The sequence below is a fragment of the Micromonospora sp. RL09-050-HVF-A genome (genome assembly GCF_019374995.1).
Taxonomy (GTDB): Bacteria; Actinomycetota; Actinomycetes; order Mycobacteriales; family Micromonosporaceae; genus Micromonospora; species Micromonospora antibiotica.
The window spans coordinates 1-19,212 of the sequence record NZ_JAGKQP010000002.1; the positions used below are offsets into that span (position 1 = coordinate 1).

Here is a 19,212-nt window from a genome sequence, read left to right on the forward strand (position 1 = left end):
GAAGGACGCCCGGTCCACCTGGGCCGGCCGTTGGCGCAACTCGGTCAGCTCCGCCTGCAACCGTTGGATGTGTGGTCAGCCCCTGGATCTGGCCGGCGGCCGGGCCCGGTCGGCGTCAGCGTCGACAGTGCCCCGTCCATCTGCTCGACGTAGCGGTCCACCTGCCGCTTGTCGTAGCCCCGCAACGCGAGCTCGAAGCTCGGCCGTGACGTCCCGTCGTCACGCGACGCGTACGACTCCTCCCCGGTGGACATAGAGCCAACCTCCGTACTCCTCGGCGATCCAGGTCCGCGTGGGCGACTCCGCGGCCACGACGGGCGAAACACTACCGGCGACCGGTGCCGCGGGTGACCGGGCCCGAGCGCGGTCCACGCACCGATCCGGGCGGGGACGGCCGCTCGTCCGCACGGTCGCGTTCCGGTCGGGTCCACCGGTGTCCGGGGTTGCCCTGGCCGGTGCGTCCACCGTGCGCACCGGGTTTTGTCCATTCGGCCCACCTGGCCTCGTCCCCGTGGACTTTCCGCAGCTCAGCGCGGGTCACCAGTGGAGTCCGCCGGCCGTCCCGGGTGGTGTCGGGGCACCCGGCCGCAGGTGACCGGGGTGTGGCCGGAACGCACCGGCTGGATTTGACGGTCAACTCGGCGAGCGCGTAACTTTCTCTCTGTCAGCGCGGAACGGACGCACCGGGGTGAAAGCCCGAAGGCCGGAGCGCGACCACTGATCTCAGGAATGCCTCCCGATCGACCGTGGGTCGATTTGGTGGGCAGAGAGCAGTCGAGTAGGGTGAACAACCGGCAGGGCACCGGGCGAGCGTGCGGGAGACCGCAGCGGCCGGCTTGTCGACAATCGCGGGTTTCCGGTGTGAGCCGGGTTTCGTGGTGTGTGGAATTGTGGTTGATGTGGTGTTGATCGTGACAGAGCGGTTTGACACGGCGGATACCACCGGGTAACGTAGTAAAAGTGCCTGGCGCGGAAGCGCTGGACACGGTGAACGAGATACCCCAGGTCGGGGGTCCTGTTGGTCGGGGCTTTCGGGTGGTGTGTGGTTGTTCTTTGAGAACTCAACAGGGTGCTTGATAAGCCAGTGCCAATTATGATTTATACCCCGTGCTGGGCAGACTTTCGGGTTTGTTTGGTGGGGATTCCTTTGGCAACATTTGTTTGTTGTCAGGATGCTGTTCAACAGGTTTTTGTTGGAGAGTTTGATCCTGGCTCAGGACGAACGCTGGCGGCGTGCTTAACACATGCAAGTCGAGCGGAAAGGCCCTTCGGGGTACTCGAGCGGCGAACGGGTGAGTAACACGTGAGCAACCTGCCCTAGGCTTTGGGATAACCCTCCGGAAACGGGGCTAATACCGAATATTACCTCTGTCGCATGGTGGGGGTGGAAAGTTTTTCGGCCTGGGATGGGCTCGCGGCCTATCAGCTTGTTGGTGGGGTGATGGCCTACCAAGGCGACGACGGGTAGCCGGCCTGAGAGGGCGACCGGCCACACTGGGACTGAGACACGGCCCAGACTCCTACGGGAGGCAGCAGGGGAATATTGCACAATGGGCGGAAGCCTGATGCAGCGACGCCGCGTGAGGGATGACGGCCTTCGGGTTGTAAACCTCTTTCAGCAGGGACGAAGCGTAAGTGACGGTACCTGCAGAAGAAGCACCGGCCAACTACGTGCCAGCAGCCGCGGTAAGACGTAGGGTGCGAGCGTTGTCCGGATTTATTGGGCGTAAAGAGCTCGTAGGCGGCTTGTCGCGTCGACCGTGAAAACTTGGGGCTCAACCCCAAGCCTGCGGTCGATACGGGCAGGCTAGAGTTCGGTAGGGGAGACTGGAATTCCTGGTGTAGCGGTGAAATGCGCAGATATCAGGAGGAACACGGTGGCGAAGGCGGGTCTCTGGCCGATACTGACGCTGAGGAGCGAAAGCGTGGGGAGCGAACAGGATTAGATACCCTGGTAGTCCACGCTGTAAACGTTGGGCGCTAGGTGTGGGGGGCCTCTCCGGTTCTCTGTGCCGCAGCTAACGCATTAAGCGCCCCGCCTGGGGAGTACGGCCGCAAGGCTAAAACTCAAAGGAATTGACGGGGGCCCGCACAAGCGGCGGAGCATGCGGATTAATTCGATGCAACGCGAAGAACCTTACCTGGGTTTGACATGGCCGCAAAACTTGCAGAGATGTAAGGTCCTTCGGGGGCGGTCACAGGTGGTGCATGGCTGTCGTCAGCTCGTGTCGTGAGATGTTGGGTTAAGTCCCGCAACGAGCGCAACCCTCGTTCGATGTTGGCCAGCGCGTTATGGCGGGGACTCATCGAAGACTGCCGGGGTCAACTCGGAGGAAGGTGGGGATGACGTCAAGTCATCATGCCCCTTATGTCCAGGGCTTCACGCATGCTACAATGGCCGGTACAATGGGTTGCGATACCGTGAGGTGGAGCGAATCCCAAAAAGCCGGTCTCAGTTCGGATCGGGGTCTGCAACTCGACCCCGTGAAGTCGGAGTCGCTAGTAATCGCAGATCAGCAACGCTGCGGTGAATACGTTCCGGGCCTTGTACACACCGCCCGTCACGTCACGAAAGTCGGCAACACCCGAAGCCGGTGGCCCAACCCTTGTGGAGGGAGCGTCGAAGGTGGGGCTGGCGATTGGGACGAAGTCGTAACAAGGTAGCCGTACCGGAAGGTGCGGCTGGATCACCTCCTTTCTAAGGAGCACCATCCAGTGAAAGCTGGTATGGAGCCCGCGGCCCACATAGTGTTGGGTCGGGGTGCTCGAATGGCGGAGACACTGGTCAGTTTTTCTTCGGCAACGGCCGCGATGATCTAGTACAGCTGCTCTTTTGGGGGTGGTGGGAATGGTCGGGTCGGTGCGGCTGGGGGAGGGCGGTAAGCACCCTGTTGGGTCCTGAAGGAACAACCTGTGGTTGTTTTTTCGGAGCCTTTGGATGAGCGGAAGCTTGTTGAAGGTGCCAGGCATGGCCTGGTCTCGCATACCGGATTCTGTTCTGCCTGTGGGTGGGGGTGGGGTTGCTGGTGTGGGGCTTGTGGGTTGTGGGTTGGTTGTTTGTTGAGAATTGCACAGTGGACGCGAGCATCTTTGTGGTCAAGTTGTCAAGGGCGAACGGTGGATGCCTTGGCACCAGGAGCCGATGAAGGACGTGGGAGGCCGCGATAGGCCTGGGGGAGCTGTCAACCAAGCTGTGATCCCAGGGTGTCCGAATGGGGAAACCTGGCACCAGTCATGTGGTGTCACCTGCACCTGAACACATAGGGTGTATGGGGGGAACGCGGGAAGTGAAACATCTCAGTACCCGTAGGAAGAGAAAACAAATTAGTGATTCCGTGAGTAGTGGCGAGCGAAAGCGGATTGAGGCTAAACCGGTTGCGTGTGATACCTGTCAGGGGTTGCGTGGTCGGGTTGTGGGACCCTGCGACACGAGCTGACACTCGTGTAAGGAGTTATCAAGTTAGTGGCTAGTCGAACAGTCTGGAATGGCTGACCGTAGACGGTGAGAGTCCGGTAGGTGAAAGTTGCTGACCTTCTGTGGGTGTTCCCGAGTAGCGGCGGACCCTGAAATCTGCCGTGAATCTGCCAGGACCACCTGGTAAGCCTAAATACTTCCTGGTGACCGATAGCGACGAGTACCGTGAGGGAATGGTGAAAAGTACCCGGGAGGGGAGTGAAATAGTACCTGAAACCGTTCGCCTACAATCCGTCGGAGCCTTGCGGGGTGACGGCGTGCCTTTTGAAGAATGAGCCTGCGAGTTAGTGGCATGTGGCGAGGTTAACCCGTGTGGGGGAGCCGTAGCGAAAGCGAGTCTGAATAGGGCGTCGTAGTCGCATGTTCTAGACCCGAAGCGGAGTGATCTAGCCATGGGCAGGCTGAAGCGCGGGTAAGACCGCGTGGAGGGCCGAACCCACCAACGTTGAAAAGTTGGGGGATGACCTGTGGTTAGGGGTGAAAGGCCAATCAAACTCCGTGATAGCTGGTTCTCCCCGAAATGCATTTAGGTGCAGCGTCGCGTGTTTCTTGCCGGAGGTAGAGCACTGGATGGTCTAGGGGCCCACAAGCTTACCGAAATCAGCCAAACTCCGAATGCCGGTAAGTGAGAGCGCGGCAGTGAGACTGCGGGGGATAAGCTTCGTAGTCGAGAGGGAAACAGCCCAGATCACCAGCTAAGGCCCCTAAGCGTGTGCTAAGTGGAAAAGGATGTGGGGTCGCATAGACAACCAGGAGGTTGGCTTAGAAGCAGCCACCCTTTAAAGAGTGCGTAATAGCTCACTGGTCAAGTGGTTCCGCGCCGACAATGTAGCGGGGCTCAAGCACACCGCCGAAGCTGTGGCACTCACATTTTACTTCGCATCTCCTTGATGGGGTGTGCAGGTGTGTGGGTGGGTAGGGGAGCGTCGTGCCGGGGGTGAAGCAGCGGGGTGACCCAGTTGTGGACGCGGCACGAGTGAGAATGCAGGCATGAGTAGCGAAAGAAGGGTGAGAAACCCTTCCGCCGGATGACCAAGGGTTCCAGGGCCAGGCTAATCCGCCCTGGGTGAGTCGGGACCTAAGGCGAGGCCGAGAGGCGTAGTCGATGGACAACGGGTTGATATTCCCGTACCCGCGAAAGAGCGCCCGTGATGAACCTTATTGTGCTAACTGCCCGAACTGTTGGAGGTCTTCGGACTGAGAACGGGGAGCGCAGGAACCTGGTGGGTAGTAGTCAAGCGATGGGTGACGCAGGAAGGTAGCTGAGCCCGGCCGGTGGTTGTGCCGGGTAAGCGTGTAGGCCGTGTTGTAGGCAAATCCGCGACACATGAGGGCTGAGACGTGATGCCGAGCCGATTCAGGTGAAGTCAGTGATCCTATGCTGCCGAGAAAAGCCTCTAGCGAGTTCTTAGCGGCCGTACCCCAAACCGACACAGGTGGTCAGGTAGAGAATACCGAGGCGATCGGGCGAACTGTGGTTAAGGAACTCGGCAAATTGCCCCCGTAACTTAGGGAGAAGGGGGGCCGGAGACGTGAAGCCCGTGCGGGTGGAGCGTTGTATGGCCGCAGAGAGCAGGGGGAAGCGACTGTTTACTAAAAACACAGGTCCATGCGAAGAAGTAATTCGATGTATATGGACTGACGCCTGCCCGGTGCTGGAACGTTAAGGGGACCTGTTAGCTCTTCGGGGCGAAGCGGAGAACTTAAGCGCCAGTAAACGGCGGTGGTAACTATAACCATCCTAAGGTAGCGAAATTCCTTGTCGGGTAAGTTCCGACCTGCACGAATGGCGTAACGACTTCCCCACTGTCTCAACCACAGGCCCGGCGAAATTGCATTACGAGTAAAGATGCTCGTTACGCGCGGCAGGACGGAAAGACCCCGGGACCTTTACTATAGCTTGACATTGGTATCTGAATGGGCTTGTGTAGGATAGGTGGGAGCCGGTGAAACCTGTACGCCAGTATGGGTGGAGGCAATCTTGAAATACCACTCTGGTTGATTTGGGTATCTAACTTCGGACCGTTATCCGGTTCAGGGACAGTGTCTGGTGGGTAGTTTAACTGGGGCGGTTGCCTCCTAAAGGGTAACGGAGGCGCCCAAAGGTTCCCTCAGCCTGGTTGGCAATCAGGTGTTGAGTGCAAGTACACAAGGGAGCTTGACTGTGAGACTGACAGGTCGAGCAGGGACGAAAGTCGGGACTAGTGATCCGGCACTTGCGAGTGGAAGCGGTGTCGCTCAACGGATAAAAGGTACCCCGGGGATAACAGGCTGATCTTCCCCAAGAGTCCATATCGACGGGATGGTTTGGCACCTCGATGTCGGCTCGTCGCATCCTGGGGCTGTAGCAGGTCCCAAGGGTTGGGCTGTTCGCCCATTAAAGCGGTACGCGAGCTGGGTTTAGAACGTCGTGAGACAGTTCGGTCCCTATCCGCCGTGCGCGTAGGATACTTGAGAAGGGCTGTCCCTAGTACGAGAGGACCGGGACGGACGAACCTCTGGTGTGCCAGTTGTCCCGCCAGGGGCACGGCTGGTTAGCTACGTTCGGAAGGGATAACCGCTGAAAGCATCTAAGCGGGAAGCCTGCTTCAAGATGAGGTATCCCACCCCACTTTGTGGGGGTAAGGCCCCCAGCTAGACGACTGGGTTGATAGGCCAGAAATGTAAGCCCGGTAACGGGTTCAGTTGACCGGTACTAATAGGCCGAGGACTTGCTTACAAGGCTGCTACGCGTCCACTGTGCAACTCTGAACAAACACCAAACAACCCCCCACCGTGTGTTGTGTGGGTGTGTGTGTTGTTTGATATGTTCATAGTGTTACGGCGGTCATGGCGGAGGGGAAACGCCCGGTTACATTCCGAACCCGGAAGCTAAGCCCTCCAGCGCCGATGGTACTGCACTCGGGAGGGTGTGGGAGAGTAGGACACCGCCGGACAACCTTTCAGTCGAGGGCCGCCCCATCCGGGTCGGCCCTCGACTGCGTCGCGCCGTCGGTGGCGCAATCAGGAAGGATTTACCTGTGAGTTCAGGACCGCAGGGCGGAGACCGTCCGCGCCAATATGAAGATCGCTCCGACCGGCCCCAGGGGCGTGACGCCGGCCCTCGGCGGGACGACCGTCCCCATACCGGGGAGACCGCGACGACCGCGGTGCCTCGCGGGGGGGACCTCGGGGCGGAGACCGGCGCGAGGACGGTTTCCGTTCGGGCCCCCGTACCGGTGACTCCCGGCCCGGCGGTTTCCGTTCCGGTGGGGATTCGCGCGACGGCGGCTTCCGTTCCGGCGACCGACGCGACGGTGGATTCCGACGCGATGGCGACGCCCCGCGCAACGGCGGTGACTCCCGCGGGGGTGGTTTCCGTGGTGGGGACCGTCGTGAGGGTGGTTTCCGTTCTGGTCCGCGTGATGGTGATTCCCGTCCCGGTGGTTTCCGTGGTGGGGACCGTCGTGATGATTCGCGTGGTGGGGACCGTGGTGGTTTCCGGTCCGGCCCGCGTGAGGGTGGCTTCCGTGGCGGTGACTCCCGTGAGGGTGGTTTCCGTGGTGGGGACCGTCGCGAGGGCGGCTTCCCAGGTGGGGACCGTCGTGACGGTGGTTTCCGGGGTGGCGAGCGTCGTGAGGGTGCTGCCGGCGGTGAGCGTCGGCCCGGTGGTTTCGGCGGTGGCGATCGCCGCGAGGGTGGTTTCCGGTCCGGCCCGCGTGAGGGCGGCTTCCGTGGCGGTGACTCCCGCGACGGTGGTTTCCGTGGTGGGGACCGTCGTGAGGGTGCTGCCGGCGGTGAGCGTCGGCCCGGTGGTTTCGGCGGTGGCGATCGCCGCGAGGGTGGCTTCGGTGGGGACCGTCGTGAGGGTGGTTTCCGTTCCGGTCCGCGTGATGGTGATTCCCGTCCCGGTGGTTTCCGTGGTGGGGACCGTCGTGATGATTCGCGTGGTGGGGACCGTGGTGGTTTCCGGTCCGGCCCGCGCGAGGGCGGCTTCCGCGGCGGCGACTCCCGCGACGGTGATTCCCGTCCCGGTGGTTTCCGTCGGGACGGCGACTCCCGCGACGGTGATTTCCGAGGCGGTGACCGTCGGCCCGGTGGCGACTCCCGCGAGGGTGGTTTCCGTGGTGGGGACCGTCGTGATGATTCGCGTGGTGGGGACCGTGGTGGTTTCCGGTCCGGCCCGCGCGAGGGCGGTTTCCGTGGTGGGGACTCCCGTGAGGGTGGTTTCCGTGGCGGTGATCGTCGTGAGGGTGGCTTCGGTGGGGACCGTCGTGAGGGTGGTTTCCGTTCTGGTCCGCGTGATGGTGATTCCCGTCCCGGTGGTTTCCGTGGTGGGGACCGTCGTGATGATTCGCGTGGTGGGGACCGTGGTGGTTTCCGGTCCGGCCCGCGCGAGGGTGGCTTCCGTGGTGGGGACTCCCGTGAGGGTGGTTTCCGCGGTGGAGATCGTCGCGAGGGCGCTGCGGGGGGCGAGCGTCGGCCCGGTGGTTTCGGCGGTGACCGCCGTGAGGGTGGTTTCCGTGGCGGTGACTCCCGTGAGGGTGGTTTCCGTGGTGGTGACCGTCGTGAGGGTGGCTTCGGTGGCAGCCGGGGTGGAAGCGGCTTCCAGGGTGGTGACCGCCGCGAGGGTGGTTTCCGCTCCGGCCCCCGCGAGGGTGACTCCCGCCTCGGCGGGTTCCGCCGGGACGGCGACTCCCGCGAGGGTGGCTTCCGGGGCGGTGACCGTCGTGAGGGCGGTTTCCGTGGCGGCGAGCGCGACCATGACCGGCCGCGCCGCGACGACCAGCGCGGTGGCGAGGACCGCCGCGAGGGCGGGTTCGGCGCCGACCGGGACCGCCGGGACGAGGCCGACGCCCGTCCGGCTGCGCCGGCACTGCCGGACGAGATCCTCGCGAGCGACCTCGACACGGCCGTTCGTGCCGAACTCCTCTCGCTGAACAAGCCGGTTGCGGAGACCGTCGCGCGGCATCTGGTCGCCACCGGTCAACTGATCGACGAGGACCCGACGGAGGCGCTCGCGCACGCGATGGCCGCCCGGCGGTTGGCGTCCCGGATCTCGGCCGTCCGTGAGGCGGTCGGGCTGGCCGCGTACCACGCGGGGGAGTGGCAGACGGCGATCGCCGAGCTGCGCACCTACCACCGGATGACCGGGTTGCAGAGCCACCTGGCGGTGCTCGCGGACTGTGAGCGCGCCCTGGGTCGACCGGAACGCGCGATCGATCTGTTCCGGGGGGCCGACAGCGCCAAGCTCGACAAGGCCGTCGCGGTCGAGCTGCTGATCGTTGCCGGTGGGGCCCGCGCCGACCTGGGGCAGAAGGACGCCGCGGTGGCGATGCTCCAGGTCCCGGAGCTGACCACGGACGTCGCCGAGCCGTGGACCGCCCGGTTGCGCTACGCCTACGCCGACGCACTGCTCGCGGTGGGTCGGCGCGAGGAGGCCCGGGAGTGGTTCTCGCGGGCCGCCGACGTGGACGCCGATGGTGAGACCGATGCCCCGGAGCGGCTGCTGGAACTCGACGGCGTCGTGATCGAGGGCGACGACGAGGACGACGAGCCGGTCGAGGAACCGGCCGCCGAGGCCAGCACGCTGCCGGCCGGGGCGGACACCACCTCCGACGACCGCGCCGAAGGCGACCGCGACGACGAGGACGACTTCGACGACGAGGACGACTTCGACGGGGAAGCCGATGTCGCCGAGGACGACCCCGACGGGGAAGCGGACCTGGACGACGAGATCCGCGACGGTCACGGCGACCGCGAGCGCGCCGAGGATCGTACCGGTGACAACGACCGTGGCGAGAGCGCCGAGCAGAGCGGGCGCGACGACGACCCCGACGACGAGCCGGCCGCCCACGCCGGTGTTGCGGGCGACGACGCCGACGACAGCCCCTCGGGTGCCGCGGCCACCCGACTCGACCCCGGTGCGGGTGCGGCCGGTCAGGTCGACGACGCGCCGACCCCGGTCGAGGGCCGGCCGGTGGACGGGCGCGGCGCGGAGACGGACCAGCGATGACCGAGGTCGCCGGGGGTCGGCTTGTCGACGGGTACGCCCTGGTCGTGTTCGACCTGGACGGAGTGATCTACCTGATCGACCGGCCGATCCCCGGCGCGGTCGAGGCCCTCGGCGCGTTGCGGGCCGAGGGCCGGTCGGTGGCGTTCGCCACGAACAACGCCTCACGCCGTTCCAGCGAGGTCGCCGACCTGCTCACGGGAATGGGCGTACCGGCCGATCCGGCGGAGGTGCTCACCTCGGCTGCGGCCGCCGCCGAGGTGCTGCGGGACCGCCTTCCCGCCGGTGCCGCGGTGCTCGTCGTCGGGGCCGAGGCGCTGCGCGCCGAGATCCGCGCCGTCGGGCTCACCCCCGTCGACCGCGCCGACGCCGCGCCGGTCGCCGTCGTCCAGGGGTACGGCCCGCAGGTGGGCTGGGTGGACCTCGCCGAGGCGTCGGTGGCGATCCGGGCCGGGGCGACCTGGGTGGCCACCAACACCGACCGAACGTTGCCGAGCGGACGTGGTCCGTTGCCCGGCAACGGCTCGTTGGTGGCGGCCCTGCGGCACGCCCTCGACCGGGCACCCGACGTGGTGGTCGGCAAGCCGGAGCCGGCACTGTTCGCCACCGCCGCCCGACGGGCCGGCACCGGCCGGTCACTGGTGGTCGGCGACCGGCTCGACACCGACATCGAGGGTGCCCGCCGGGCCGGGTTGGACAGCCTGCTGGTGCTGACCGGCGTCAGCGACGTACCCGAACTGTTGGCGGCTGCCGAACAACGGCGGCCGACCCATGTGGCGGTGGACCTGGCCGGGCTCTTCGACCCGGCGGCGGTGGTCCGGGTTCCCGGTGCCCCGCAGGCCGGTGGATGGTCGGCCACGGCGGTGGACGGGGCGGTGGAGTTGCGGGGTGCCGGACGGCCGCTCGACGCGCTGGCCGCGCTCTGCGCGGTCGCCTGGGCGGCGGGCACCGGTGCGGACGTCCGACCGGCCTCGCCGGAGGCGGAGCAGGTGCTGGCCGGCTTCGGACTGGCCACCTGACCGGCTCTCTGAGCCAGCGAGCCAGCCGGCCGGCCGAGCTGGGGCCAGCCCGGTCACCGGGGCCCGGCTCCGGCCGGCCACCTGCGGACGGCTCCGCCAGCTCCGGCCACCTCGCCGCCAGCTCGGCCGGCTGAACAGCGGGCCCGGGGCGGCACCGACCCGACAGCGGGTGGTGCCGCCCCGGCCTGTCTGTCGGCCGACCGTGGCGGGTCGTCGGCGGTGTCGCCCGCTCAGAGCAGCTTGCGTAGCTTCAGCAGGTCGAACGGGCTGGCCTTGATGGAGATCCGCCGGGCGGCGACCGCCTTGGTGACGTCGAGCTGGCCGTGCACCAGGGCGACCAGGTCGTCGCTGCTGGTGACCAGGGCGATCTTTGCCTTGGGGTCGTCGCCGTCGGTGAGATCGAGCAGCCGGCCACCGGCGATCCGACCGTGGAAAGCGGTCTCCAGGTCGGTGATCCGGCAGGCCAGGGTGCGGTCCAGATCGATCTTGTTGGACACGTCGGCGTGCCGGTCCAGGCGGTCGGCAAGATCCCGCAGCGCCTGACGGCACTCGTCCACGGTGGCCACATCGTCTCCCTCACACCCGCCACGCCGTTTCCGGCACCGTACCGCAATGGGCGACCCGGGGCGCCCGGTAGCGTGAGGGCCGCACACTGCCCCCACGGAAGGACTCAGTCATGCAGGACGCGTGGCGCGCCTACCTGGAGCTGGCCCTGGGCCTGACGGAAGCGCCCCGGAAGAGGGCCCAGGACGCCGCCCGGCGGCTGGTCGGGACGGGCGGCGCGACCGCCGGGCAACTCCAGTCGCTCGCCGAGGAAATCCTCGCCACCGGGGCGGCCAACCGGGAAGCGCTGACGAAACTGGTCCGGTTCGAGGTCGACCGGGCGCTCGGTGCGGTGGGGTTGGCCACCGCCGACGAGGTCGCCGAACTGACCCGCCGGGTGCACGAGCTGGAACGGCAGCTGCGTGAGGCGAAGAGCGGACCGGGCACCCCGCCGACCGGGCCGGTCGCGCCGGAAACGACCGTCCCGTCGGTCGCCACCGCCGCCCCGGACACCACTGTCCCACCGGACACCACTGTCCCGCCGGTCGACACCGCCGTGCCGGAAACGACTGCCCCGTCGGCTGCCACCGCCGTGCCGACGACGTCCGGCCCGTCGACTGCCGGCGACCCGGTGACCGGGGCCACGGCGCAGAAGACCGCGGCGCAGAAGACCGTGGCGCAGAAGACCGTGGCGCAGAAGACCGTGGCGAAGAAGGCGGTGGCCAAGAAGGCCGTGCGGAAGGCGGGTCCGCCGGAAGGCTCCGCCGGGCCGGGCGGTGCCGACGACGGCGCACCGCCGCCCCGACCGGTCAAGAAGACCAGCCCCGACCGACGAGGCACCGGTGGTGCCGCGTGACCAGCTCCACCGGCGGCCGGTCGTGACCGGCCCGTTCCGCCCCGGCCCGCCCCCGGCGGGTAGGCCCGGTCTGCCGCTGGGCGGTCGTCCGGGTCCCGCGCCCACGGCCCGCCCCGGTCCGTCGGTGGGTGTCGGCTTCGACGATGATGTCGACGACGCCCGGCATCCCGCCGTCGACGCCGCCGTCCAGGCGATGGCCAACGCCGAGGGGCTGCCCCCGGCCGACCAGATCGCCCAGTACGAGGCGGCGTACCAGACGTTGCGGGAGACCCTCGCCACCATCGACCAGGCCTGAGCGGACCGGAGAGAACCACCCCATGGCACGTCGTACCCGGCTGGACGCCGAACTCGTCCGTCGCGGCCTGGCCCGGTCCCGGGAGCAGGCCGGGGCGTTGATCGAGGCCGGTCGGGTCCAGCTGCGCGGGGTGCCCGCCCGCAAGGCCGCCGCGATGGTCGATCCGGCCGATCCGCTGCTGGTCACCGGCGCGGACCCGGCCGACGAGTACGTCTCCCGGGGCGGTCACAAGCTGGCCGGCGCGCTCGCCGCCTTCGGTCCCGCGGGGCTGCGGGTGGCCGGCCGGCGCTGCCTGGACGCCGGAGCGTCGACCGGCGGGTTCACCGACGTGCTGCTGCGGGCCGACGCGGCGGAGGTCGTCGCCGTGGACGTCGGCTACGGGCAGCTCGCCTGGGCGCTGCGTACCCACGAACGGGTCCGGGTGCTGGACCGCACCAACGTGCGGACCCTCACCCCGGAGGTGATCGGTGGGGCGGTGGACCTCACCGTGGCCGACCTGTCGTTCATCTCCCTGCGCCTGGTGCTGCCGGCGCTGGCCGGCTGCACCAGGAGCGACGGTGACCTGGCGCTGATGGTCAAGCCGCAGTTCGAGGTGGGCAAGGAGCGGGTCGGCGCCGGGGGTGTGGTGCGGGACCCGGCGTTGCGGGCCGAGGCGGTGCTGGCCGTGGCGGCGACCGCCGCCGGACTGGGCCTGGGGCTGGCGGACGTGGCGGCCAGCCCGCTGCCGGGTCCGAGCGGCAACGTCGAGTTCTTCGTGTGGTTACGCCGGGACGCCCCGTCGGCCGACGCCGAGCGGGTGCACGCCGTGGTGGCCGCCGGGCCGACCGGCCCCGGGCCGGACCCGGTTTCGGGGAAGGTGGCAGGGTGAGCGTGGTGTGCGACGTCGGGACGGTGTCCCGCGAGGGTGGACGGGAGGCGGGTCCGGTGGACCTCAGCGACGGCGGGGCCCTTCGGGTGCCCGAGGGGCGGTGGCGTCGGTGAGCCGGACCGCGCTGCTGGTGACGCACACCGGGCGTCGCCGGAGCACCGAGCACGCCCGGGCGGTCGCCGCCGATCTCATCGCGGCCGGTTTCGAGGTGCGGGTGGTGGCCGAGGAGGCCGAGGATCTCGACCTGCCCGGGGTGGTGCCGATGGCCGGTCAGCGGGCGGCCGAGGGTGCCGAGATCGTCTTCGCGCTCGGCGGTGACGGCACCTTCCTGCGCGCCGCCGAGCTGGCCCGCCCGACGAAGGTGCCGCTGCTCGGCATCAACCTGGGCAAGGTGGGTTTCCTCGCTGAGGCGGAGATCGACGACCTCGACACGGCGGTACGGGACGTGGTCGGGCGCAACTACACGGTGGACGAACGCCTCACCCTCGATGTGACCGCCGAGTTCGACGGTGGCCCGACCATCGAGTCGTGGGCGCTCAACGAGATCAGCGTGGAAAAGGGCGAGCGCGCCCAGATGCTGGAGCTGCTGGTCGACGTGGACGGTCGGCCGCTGTCGCGCTACGGCTGCGACGGTGTGGTCTGCGCCACCCCCACCGGCTCCACCGCGTACGCGTTCTCCGGGGGCGGGCCGGTGGTCTGGCCCGAGGTGGAGGCGCTGCTGCTGGTGCCGATCAGCGCGCACGCGTTGTTCAGCCGTCCGCTGGTGACCGCGCCCACCTCCACGTTCGTCATCACGGTCGACCCGTTCACCACCCTGGCGGTGCTGTGCTGCGACGGTCGGCGGGTCTACGACCTGCCGCCGGGGGCGACGGTGACGGTGCGTCGGGGCGCGCTGCCGGTGCGGGTGGTGCGGTTGCGGGACCGGCCGTTCACCGACCGGCTGGTGGCCAAGTTCGACCTGCCGGTGCAGGGCTGGCGGGGCAGCCGCCGCTGATCCTGCGGCGGACCCGGGCGGGGATCGCCCTGGGCGCCCGGAGTCGCCGAGACCTGCGGCCGGCGACAACGGGATCGTTCGTGGTCACCCTTGGCGTGCCACCGGTGCCACCGAGGCGTCCACCAGCGGTGCTGCCCCCGCGGCAGCAGAGCGGATCGTCCCCGGCCCGGATGGTGGGCCGTGCCGGCTGGTCAACTGTCCCAGCACGCGTCTACTGTCGGGTGCTGTGCTGGAAGAGCTGCGGATCACCGGACTGGGCGTCATCGAGGACACCACCCTGCCGCTGGCCGGCGGGATGAACGTCATCACCGGTGAGACCGGTGCCGGCAAGACGATGGTGGTGACCGGCCTCGGCCTGCTGTTCGGCGGTCGGGCCGACGCGGGCCGGGTGCGGGCCGCGCCGGGTCGGGCGACCGTCGAGGGGCGGCTGCGGCTGGGCGGTCGGGTGGCCGACGTCGTGCACGCCCGGATCGTCGACGCCGGTGGTGGACCCGACGACGATGGTTCGCTGCTGATGAGCCGTACGGTCACCGTGGAGGGTCGGTCCCGGGCGCATCTGGGTGGCCGGAGCATGCCGGTGTCGATGCTCGGCGAGGTCGGCGAGCAGGTGGTGGCGGTGCACGGTCAGTCCGACCAGTTGCGCCTGCTACGCCCCGCCGAGCAGCGGGCCGCGCTGGACCGGTTCGCCGGTCCCGGGCACGAGAAGCTGGTCGACGCGCTGCGGGAGGCGTACGGGCGGTGGCGGCAGGTGGTCGACGACCTGGCCGACCGGCGCAGCAACGCCCGGGCCCGGCACCAGGAGGCCGATCTGCTGCGGCTGGGCCTCGACGAGATCACCCGGGTCGACCCGCAGCCCGGCGAGGACGACGAGCTGAAGGCCGAGGCGCAGCGGCTGGAGCACGCCGAGGGGCTGCGGACGGCGGCGCAGCTGGCGCACCTGTGCGTGGCCGGCGGGGTGGAGGCGGCCGACGACACCCCGGACGCCACGGCGCTGCTGGGCACGGCCCGGCGCACCCTGGAGGCGCAGGCCGGCACCGATCCGGCGCTGGGTGAGCTGGCCGGGCGGTTGGAGGAGGCGGCCACCCTGGTGGCGGACGTCTCGGCGGAGTTGTCGACCTATCTGGCGGCGTTGGACGCCGACCCGGCCCGGTTGCAGACGATCTATGAGCGGCGGGCCGCGTTGCGTGCGTTGACCCGTAAGTACGCCGACGACGTCGACGGGGTGATCGCCTGGGCCGAGCGGGCCCGGACCCGGCTGGCCGACCTGGACACCTCCGACGAGCTGCTCGACGAGTTGGACCGGGAGGCCCAGCGCCTCGCCGGTGAGGTGGCCGAGCTGGCGGGCCGGTTGTCGGCCTCCCGGCAGGAGGCGGCGGTCCGGTTCGCCGAGCAGGTCACCGTGGAGCTGGCCGGGCTGGCGATGCCGCACGCCCGGATCGAGGTGGCGGTGCTGCCCCGGCCGGCCGGCCGGTCCGAGCCGACGCTGTCGGTCAACGGGGTCGAGTGCGGGGTCGGCCCGGACGGCGCGGACGAGGTGGAGTTGCGGCTGCTGGCCCACCCGGGTGCGCCGTCGCTGCCGTTGCAGCGGGGAGCCTCCGGCGGTGAGCTGTCCCGGGTGATGCTCGCCATCGAGGTGGTGTTCGCCGGTTCGGGCGGCCCGCCGACGTTGGTGTTCGACGAGGTCGATGCGGGTGTGGGTGGGCAGGCGGCGGTGGAGATCGGTCGGCGGTTGGCCCGGCTGGCGCGTAGTCACCAGGTGCTGGTGGTGACGCACCTGCCGCAGGTGGCGGCGTTCGCCGACCGGCACCTGGTGGTGGCGAAGGACACCGGGGGCGCGGTGACCACCAGCGGGGTGCGGGTGGTGGAGGACACCGAGCGGGCCCGGGAGCTGGCCCGGATGCTGGCGGGTTTGCCGGATTCGGATCTGGGTATCGCCCATGCCGAGGAGCTTCTGGCCGTCGCGGCCAAGGAAAGACGGCCCTGACCGCAACGATTGTGAGCGGAGGCACACCGGCCTGTGCTCCGGTGTGCTTCCCTGGGTAGGCGGCCCTGCTCAGGCATGTCGCAACGGAAATGCCTGCCTCCCATGCCAGGATGGTCACGATGCGTCTACCCACGTTGCGCCGGACCCGGAACGCGGAACCGGACTCAGTTCTCGGCACCGCACGTCTGGACCGCCGTACCAAACGGCTGGTCGGCCGGCTCCGCCCCGGTGACATTGCGGTGATCGACCACGTCGACCTGGACCGGGTGGCGGCCGACTCGCTGGTCGCGGTCGGGGTCGCTGCGGTGCTCAACGCCAAGCCGTCGGTCTCCGGCCGGTATCCGAACCTCGGCCCCGAGGTGCTGATCGGGGCCGGCATCCTGCTCCTGGACGACCTCGGTGAGGGGGTCTTCGAGCGGCTCCGGGAGGGCGACACCGTCCGGATCGAGGGCAACACCGTCTTCGTCGGCGACGAGCCGGTGGCGCACGGTGACCTCCAGGACGCCGAGACGGTCGCCAAGGCGATGTCCGACGCCCGCGAGGGTCTGTCGGTGCAGCTGGAGGCGTTCGCCGCCAACACCATGGACTACCTGCGCCAGGAACGCGACCTGCTGCTCGACGGGGTGGGCGTACCCGAGATCCAGACCCCGGTGCAGGGTCGGCACTGCCTGATCGTGGTGCGGGGGTACGACTACAAGGCCGACCTGGACGTGCTGCGCCCGTACATCCGGGAGTTCAAGCCGGTGTTGATCGGCGTGGACGGCGGGGCGGATGCGCTGGTCGAGGCGGGGTACACCCCCGACATGATCATCGGGGACATGGACTCGGTCACCGACGACGTGTTGCGCTGCGGCGCCGAGGTGATCGTGCACGCCTACCCGGACGGCCGGGCACCCGGTCTGGCCCGGGTCAACGGGCTCGGGGTGCCGGCGATCACCTTCCCGGCCGCCGCCACCAGCGAGGACCTCGCCATGTTGCTGGCCGACGAGAAGGGCGCCTCGCTGCTGGTCGCGGTCGGCACCCACGCCACGCTCGTCGAGTTCCTGGACAAGGGGCGCGGCGGGATGGCCTCCACCTTCCTCACCCGGCTCAAGGTCGGCGGCAAGCTGGTCGACGCCAAGGGCGTGAGCCGGCTCTACCGGCAGAGCATCTCCGGCTCGTCCCTGCTGCTGCTGGTCCTCTCGGCGATCGCCGCGATGGCGTCCGCCGTGGCGGTCTCCACCGTCGGCAAGGCGTATTTGGGCGTGGTCTCCGAGTGGTGGGACAATTTCGTGTTCCAGCTCGGCCAGCTCTTCTAGCTCCCGACCGATCAAGAGGCTGCAAGCGTGATCAACTTCCGGTACCACGTGGTGTCCCTGACCGCGGTCTTCCTGGCGTTGGCGATCGGCCTGGTGGTCGGTACGGCCGCCCTCAACGGCCCGGTTGCCGACTCCCTCAAGGAGACGGTCAACTCGCTGCGCAAGGACAACCAGCAGATGCGGCAGTCGGTCAACAGCCTCCAGAAGGAGCTTGACCTCGAGGAGGACTTCGCCGCCGAGATGGCGCAGCTCTACCTGCCCGGCAAGCTCACCGGCAAGCGCGTCATGGTGCTCAGCCTGCCCACCGGGCGGGAGCACACCGAGGGTGTGCTCAAGATGCTCCAGACCGCCGGGGCCACCGTGACCGGCCGGGTCGACGTACAGGACAAGTTCATCAACCCGGACAACAACACCAACCTGATGGAGCTGGCCGTCACCGCCGCCCGCCCCACCGCGCCCGCCTCGGCGCTGCCCGGCAACGGCAACGGCGTGGAGACCTCCAGCGCCCTGCTGGCCAGCGTCCTGCTCGACCGGACGCCGGGCACCCCGCCGGTCACCGACGCCGACCGGCGGGCGGTGCTGGCCGCGTACGCCAACGCCGGGTACCTCACCAGCGAGGAGAAGGTCACCGGGCCGGCCGAGGCCGTGGTGGTGGTCAGCGGGCAGCCCTACGTCGACAAGGACTCCGCCAAGAAGGACGAGTCGGTGGTGAAGGTCGCCGAGCAGTTCGACCGCACCGGGGCGATCGTCGTCGGCGGCAACGGCTCCGCCGGGGGCAACCTGGTGGCTGTCGTACGCGGCGACCCGGTGCTGGCCCAGACCATCTCCACCGTCGACAACGCCAACACCGTGCAGGGGCAGCTGGTCACCAGCCTGGCCCTGGTCCAACAGCTCACCGAGAAGCGGGCCGGTCAGTACGGCGTCGGCGACAACGCCACGCTGGTGCCTAGACTGCCCCAGTGAACGAACCACGTACCCCGGTGACCGGTTACCACCCGCCCGCCCCGTCCGGCGGTGCCGCGTGAGCGGGATCGGGCGGCTGCTCGCCGCCGCCGCCGGAGCCGCCGCCGCCCGGTACGCGCTGCGGGAGGCCCGTACCTCCCCGGCGGGGCCGGCGCTGGAGCGGACCAACTTCCGGGGCCGTACCGTCAGCCTCGCCGCCGGGCCGGCGCTGGCCGTCGGGGCGTCCGGCGCGGGGGCGCTCGGCGCGGCCAGCGTCCCGGCCGGCGCGGCGGTGCTCGTCGCCGGCCTCGGCGCGGGCGCCGTGGGGCTCTACGACGACGTGGTGGGTGCCCGCCCGGAGCAGAAGGCCGCCAAGGGTTTCGCCGGTCACCTCGCCGCACTGCGGGCCGGCCGGGTCACCGCCGGCATGGTCAAGGTCGCCGGGGTGGGTGCGGCCGGGCTCGCCGCGGCCGTGCTGCTCGCCGCCGATCCGAAGGTCGCCGCGCACCCCCGCCGGCAGCGTCACGGCGCACTCGGCCGCACCGTCGACGTGCTGCTCGGTGCGGGCGTGGTCGCCGGCACCGCCAACCTGCTCAACCTGCTGGACCTGCGTCCCGGCCGGGCGTTGAAGTCCGGGGTGCTGCTCGGCGTGCCGCTGGCCGGTGGCCCGCACGCCGGGATCGCCGCCGGTGCGGTCGGCGCCGCCGCCGGGCTGCTCGACGAGGACCTCGGTGAGCGGGTGATGATCGGCGACAGCGGAGCCAACGCGCTCGGCGCGCTGCTCGGGGTGGCCCTGGCCGCCCGCACCGGCCCGCTCGGCCGGGCCGGTCTGCTCGCGGTCCTCGCCGGCCTCACCGCGGCAAGTGAGAAGGTCAGCTTCACGGCGGTCATCCAGCGCACCCCGGTGCTGCGGGAACTCGACGCGCTGGGCCGGCGATCCGACTGA

Annotated in this window: 12 protein-coding genes and 3 rRNA genes; 14 read left to right on the forward strand and 1 reads right to left on the reverse strand. The window is 68.8% G+C overall.

The features are described from left to right. Positions 1–1,190: 1,190 nt before the first annotated feature. The 6 genes from J7462_RS00305 (at position 1,191) to J7462_RS00330 (ending at position 10,486) form a co-directional block, all read left to right on the forward strand. A 16S ribosomal RNA gene (locus J7462_RS00305) occupies positions 1,191–2,698 on the forward strand. A 396-nt stretch (positions 2,699–3,094) separates the two neighbouring features. Further along, positions 3,095–6,194: ribosomal RNA gene (locus tag J7462_RS00310) — 23S ribosomal RNA — on the forward strand. A gap of 100 nt (positions 6,195–6,294) precedes the next feature. Further along, positions 6,295–6,411: ribosomal RNA gene (rrf, locus tag J7462_RS00315) — 5S ribosomal RNA — on the forward strand. The 16S, 23S and 5S rRNA genes sit together here, the layout of an rRNA operon. 423 nt (positions 6,412–6,834) lie before the next feature. Continuing rightward, on the forward strand, positions 6,835–8,394 hold the full coding sequence (locus tag J7462_RS32880; RefSeq protein ID WP_219460068.1) for a hypothetical protein: 1,560 nt from the start codon (positions 6,835–6,837) through the stop codon (positions 8,392–8,394). Positions 8,395–8,483: 89 nt separating this feature from the next. Further along, the gene (locus J7462_RS31595) at positions 8,484–9,470 is read left to right on the forward strand and encodes a lipopolysaccharide assembly protein LapB (RefSeq protein ID WP_255597527.1); all 987 of its coding nucleotides are present in this window, start codon (positions 8,484–8,486) and stop codon (positions 9,468–9,470) included. Then, positions 9,467–10,486: an HAD-IIA family hydrolase gene (locus J7462_RS00330; RefSeq protein WP_219460071.1), complete on the forward strand. Its 1,020-nt coding sequence runs from the start codon at positions 9,467–9,469 to the stop codon at positions 10,484–10,486. The genes J7462_RS31595 and J7462_RS00330 overlap by 4 nt, the downstream gene beginning before the upstream one ends. Positions 10,487–10,716: 230 nt before the next feature. Here J7462_RS00330 and J7462_RS00335 read toward each other — a convergent pair whose 3' ends face one another. Next, the gene (locus tag J7462_RS00335) at positions 10,717–11,052 is read right to left on the reverse strand and encodes an SCP2 sterol-binding domain-containing protein (RefSeq protein ID WP_208566856.1); all 336 of its coding nucleotides are present in this window, start codon (positions 11,050–11,052) and stop codon (positions 10,717–10,719) included. Between the two features lie 110 nt (positions 11,053–11,162). Between J7462_RS00335 and J7462_RS00340 the strand changes: the two genes are divergently transcribed. The 8 genes from J7462_RS00340 to J7462_RS00375 all read left to right on the forward strand — a co-directional run bounded on the left by J7462_RS00340 (position 11,163) and on the right by J7462_RS00375 (position 19,212). Beyond that, on the forward strand, positions 11,163–11,885 hold the full coding sequence (locus J7462_RS00340) for a phasin family protein (protein WP_219460074.1): 723 nt from the start codon (positions 11,163–11,165) through the stop codon (positions 11,883–11,885). A 124-nt stretch (positions 11,886–12,009) separates the two neighbouring features. Further along, positions 12,010–12,180, forward strand: coding sequence for a hypothetical protein (locus J7462_RS33515; RefSeq protein WP_357024957.1), 171 nt, complete (start codon positions 12,010–12,012; stop codon positions 12,178–12,180). A 22-nt stretch (positions 12,181–12,202) separates the two neighbouring features. Beyond that, entirely contained in the window at positions 12,203–13,048 is an 846-nt protein-coding gene (locus tag J7462_RS00350; protein ID WP_219460076.1) for a TlyA family RNA methyltransferase, read from the forward strand. A 109-nt stretch (positions 13,049–13,157) separates the two neighbouring features. After that, positions 13,158–14,042, forward strand: coding sequence for an NAD kinase (locus tag J7462_RS00355; protein WP_219460079.1), 885 nt, complete (start codon positions 13,158–13,160; stop codon positions 14,040–14,042). Between the two features lie 226 nt (positions 14,043–14,268). Next, on the forward strand, positions 14,269–16,026 hold the full coding sequence (gene recN, locus J7462_RS00360) for a DNA repair protein RecN (protein WP_208566861.1): 1,758 nt from the start codon (positions 14,269–14,271) through the stop codon (positions 16,024–16,026). A 119-nt stretch (positions 16,027–16,145) separates the two neighbouring features. Beyond that, positions 16,146–17,324, forward strand: coding sequence for a putative cytokinetic ring protein SteA (gene steA / locus J7462_RS00365; protein ID WP_208566862.1), 1,179 nt, complete (start codon positions 16,146–16,148; stop codon positions 17,322–17,324). 27 nt (positions 17,325–17,351) lie between these two features. Beyond that, a complete protein-coding gene (locus J7462_RS00370; protein ID WP_208566863.1) occupies positions 17,352–18,287 on the forward strand; it encodes a copper transporter in 936 nt (311 codons plus the stop codon). 58 nt (positions 18,288–18,345) lie between these two features. Next, on the forward strand, positions 18,346–19,212 hold the full coding sequence (locus J7462_RS00375) for a hypothetical protein (protein ID WP_219460082.1): 867 nt from the start codon (positions 18,346–18,348) through the stop codon (positions 19,210–19,212).

What these genes read in the sequence shown, in the direction of transcription:
- J7462_RS31595 (WP_255597527.1), top strand. Translation starts at nt 8,484, where the DNA reads ATGGCCGCCCGGCGGTTGGCGTCCCGGATCTCGGCCGTCCGTGAGGCG.
- J7462_RS00330 (WP_219460071.1), top strand. Translation starts at nt 9,467, where the DNA reads ATGACCGAGGTCGCCGGGGGTCGGCTTGTCGACGGGTACGCCCTGGTC.
- J7462_RS00340 (WP_219460074.1), top strand. Translation starts at nt 11,163, where the DNA reads ATGCAGGACGCGTGGCGCGCCTACCTGGAGCTGGCCCTGGGCCTGACG.
- J7462_RS00350 (WP_219460076.1), top strand. Translation starts at nt 12,203, where the DNA reads ATGGCACGTCGTACCCGGCTGGACGCCGAACTCGTCCGTCGCGGCCTG.
- steA (WP_208566862.1), top strand. Translation starts at nt 16,146, where the DNA reads ATGCGTCTACCCACGTTGCGCCGGACCCGGAACGCGGAACCGGACTCA.